This is a genomic window from Pseudomonas taiwanensis DSM 21245, assembly GCF_000425785.1.
Taxonomy (GTDB): domain Bacteria; phylum Pseudomonadota; class Gammaproteobacteria; order Pseudomonadales; family Pseudomonadaceae; genus Aquipseudomonas; species Aquipseudomonas taiwanensis.
On record NZ_AUEC01000057.1, the window covers coordinates 1 to 2,425 of the forward strand.

The 2,425-nt window shown below is 47.4% G+C and carries 6 protein-coding genes and 1 pseudogene; 1 reads left to right on the top strand and 6 read right to left on the bottom strand.

Going from position 1 to position 2,425, the window contains the following annotated elements:
- Positions 1-158: pseudogene (locus tag H620_RS27880) on the bottom strand (RHS repeat-associated core domain-containing protein); the annotation flags it as partial.
- Positions 136-309 (bottom strand): CHC2 zinc finger domain-containing protein, encoded by a 174-nt coding sequence (locus H620_RS26685; RefSeq protein ID WP_023380396.1) that lies wholly within the window; start codon positions 307-309, stop codon positions 136-138. The gene H620_RS26685 and the pseudogene H620_RS27880, both read right to left, overlap by 23 nt.
- Positions 310-438: 129 nt before the next feature.
- Here H620_RS26685 and H620_RS0118745 point away from each other — a divergent pair, with 129 nt between their 5' ends.
- The gene (locus tag H620_RS0118745) at positions 439-798 is read left to right on the top strand and encodes a helix-turn-helix domain-containing protein (RefSeq protein WP_049818826.1); all 360 of its coding nucleotides are present in this window, start codon (positions 439-441) and stop codon (positions 796-798) included.
- 71 nt (positions 799-869) lie between these two features.
- Here the strand turns inward: H620_RS0118745 and H620_RS0118750 are convergent, their stop codons facing one another.
- The 4 genes from H620_RS0118750 to H620_RS26690 all read right to left on the bottom strand — a co-directional run.
- On the bottom strand, positions 870-1,118 hold the full coding sequence (locus H620_RS0118750; RefSeq protein ID WP_023380398.1) for a hypothetical protein: 249 nt from the start codon (positions 1,116-1,118) through the stop codon (positions 870-872).
- A 15-nt stretch (positions 1,119-1,133) separates the two neighbouring features.
- Positions 1,134-1,373 carry a hypothetical protein gene (locus H620_RS27005; protein ID WP_155950806.1) on the bottom strand — a complete coding sequence of 80 codons (240 nt, stop codon included), beginning with the start codon at positions 1,371-1,373 and terminating at the stop codon, positions 1,134-1,136.
- 93 nt (positions 1,374-1,466) lie between these two features.
- Positions 1,467-1,748: a YrhB domain-containing protein gene (locus H620_RS0118760; RefSeq protein ID WP_023380400.1), complete on the bottom strand. Its 282-nt coding sequence runs from the start codon at positions 1,746-1,748 to the stop codon at positions 1,467-1,469.
- Positions 1,748-2,425 (bottom strand): RHS repeat-associated core domain-containing protein (locus tag H620_RS26690; RefSeq protein ID WP_209439661.1); only part of this gene is annotated, 678 nt, incomplete at its 5' end. The genes H620_RS26690 and H620_RS0118760, both read right to left, overlap by 1 nt.

A 2,425-nucleotide genomic window follows, 5' to 3' on the forward strand; every position in this document is an offset into this window, starting at 1 on the left:
AATAAGTTAATTCCGCCTCTGTAGCTTATTGGGTCTTTGCTAATAAATCGCCCTGCTTTAGGAGCATAGTATCTATGTCGATTGTAATGCAGCCCAGTCTCATGATCGTGGTACTGCCCCTGGAAGCGAATCGGGTTACTCAGGCCATGCTGCTTGGCCCGACAGGCTGGGAGTGCTTTCGTCATGGAACACGCAGTGCACCCAATCCTTGCCACGCTTTTTCAGCTCATGGCCCTGCGACTGGATCAGCCGAACCAGCGACACCTCACGCTTAAGGCGTTCCAGTTCGGCTTCGGGGATGCGGGCCATCGGGGTTTCTTCAAAATACGTCAGCGCTTGTTTGAGGTTTTATTTTGATACCTTACACTGTGTCAAAGTCAAACCTTATCAGAGACAGGGCACACAGTTATGGAGTCCGAAACGATCTGGTTCCTACCCATGCATTTCCCCACACGCCTGATTCAGTTGCGCAAAGCCGCCGATCTCACCCAGCAAACTCTGGCTGACACTGCGTCAGTGCACGTTAATCAGATTCGGCGTTATGAGACAGGGACGGCTCAACCAACCTTAGAAGCCCTGATCCGGCTTGCTCAGGCTCTGCACGTCAGTCTGGATGATTTGGTGTTTGCAGAAGGGGAACGCGGGCCATCCGACGACTTGCGCCTGCGTTTCGAGGCCATTAGTCATATGCCCGAAGCCGAGAAGTCAGTTATCAAGGCACTACTTGATGGGATGATTCTCAAATACCAGGCGTCGCGAATTATGGGGACAAGCAGCAACAACCAAGCGGGTAGCTAAGAAGAAAAACTAACGCAGATAAAACAACACTGGCGCAAGGCCGGTGCTGGGAGAGTGCTACCACTGTACAGTCAACTGAACTCAATTGATTTCAGCTGCCCCTTGCCATCGCACAAAATAATGACCGTACCGTACGGACAATCTAGGGTTATTACCCTGTCCTTGAACTCATTATCAACCATTCCGGATGCCTTACGAGTAGGGCTGTCAAATCTAATCTCTAGAAAATAGCCCTCCCCATTTGCTTGATTTGGCAAGGCATCTTTATTGCCTTGCTCAGACAAGATTTTTTGAATTTCCTCAATATGAATTGACGCCATAAGCCCTCCGCGAACTCAAGGTAACGGTATAAAATCGCCTTTGCCTAATAAGTTTTTAACTTGATTATGTCTAATTGGTCCAGCGGAAATAATTTTCATCTCGTCTCTTGGCGCAGTAATTCGAATCACCTTCCCTTCAATTTCTTTAATTACATTGATATGCCCTGTCCTTGCGTCCATAAACCGAGTAGCGCTGGGGTTATTGGCAAGTTTCCGCAAAGCATCGGCATCAAGCTTTCCTGCAAGCTGACCCATTCGAGGATCGTTGAGCTGGCCAAATACGCGATCAGCAATTGAGAAGTTTTTTGCGGAACCAGCAATTTCACCTGCGTCTTTTGCACCATTAAATCACTTCGATTTCAAGGACTTCTCTTTTATATAGTCATTCAAATAGCTATCTATGGGCTTTGCTGTTCCAAGAACATGAAGCTCACCAGACTGCCTATCAATTAAAAACGGGGCATTCCCTGCGAGCTGAGTTGACAGCTCACCTGTTTCCAAAAATTCTTTTGATTGGTAGCAGAAATACCATCCCTCGGAAAATTCTCCCTCATATGTAATTTGCAAAGGAACTTCGGAGTCCTTTAGATATTTCTTCGCCAACTCCAAGGCATACGCATAAGTGACCATCAATTTGTCCTCAATAGCTGCAGTGTTTTGAAATTACTAAGGTTTGCTGGCTTCCCGGTCTGCCCATCAAGGAATCTAACAACACCGTTCTGATTAATCACATTGAACACATGCCCTGGCTGACCCGGCCCATAAGAACCAAACACGATACCCCGAGCACCATTGCTGGAGCTTGCCATTTGTTGCGCAATATTCTCAGGCGCTATTACAGGGCCAAATTTAGAGCTGAATTGCTTTTCCAGTATACTCAATGGAACACCTTTCGTATGGTTGATTGGCAATGCAGATGCAGGATTTCCCGCCAGTGTCGCATCAGTAGCAATAGAGCAATTGACACAGTTATGAGTTCGACCTGCCTCTGGATAACCCGGATTAACATTCTTTATTGAACCGGCAGTTTGATCGACCACATCTGTCGCTTTTGGGCCGCAGCAACTTTCTTTTGCTAATCCTAGTTGATCAATCCAACTTGTAGGGTTTGGAGCATATACATATTGATTTAGCCCCCCGGCATAGCTAATGGGGTCTTTACAAATGAATCGAGCACCCCGAGTATCATAATACCGATGTCGATTGTAATGCAGCCCCGTCTCGTGATCGTGATACTGCCCTTGGAAGCGAATCGGGTTACCCAACCCATGCTGCTTGGCCCACTCCGAACGCTCCTCCCGCACCTC

Bases quoted from the DNA above. Each gene is read 5' to 3' on its own strand.
- H620_RS0118750 (WP_023380398.1), bottom strand. From the start codon at position 1,118: ATGGCGTCAATTCATATTGAGGAAATTCAAAAAATCTTGTCTGAGCAA.
- H620_RS0118745 (WP_049818826.1), top strand. From the start codon at position 439: ATGCATTTCCCCACACGCCTGATTCAGTTGCGCAAAGCCGCCGATCTC.
- H620_RS26685 (WP_023380396.1), bottom strand. From the start codon at position 309: ATGGCCCGCATCCCCGAAGCCGAACTGGAACGCCTTAAGCGTGAGGTG.
- H620_RS0118760 (WP_023380400.1), bottom strand. From the start codon at position 1,748: ATGGTCACTTATGCGTATGCCTTGGAGTTGGCGAAGAAATATCTAAAG.
- H620_RS27005 (WP_155950806.1), bottom strand. From the start codon at position 1,373: ATGGGTCAGCTTGCAGGAAAGCTTGATGCCGATGCTTTGCGGAAACTT.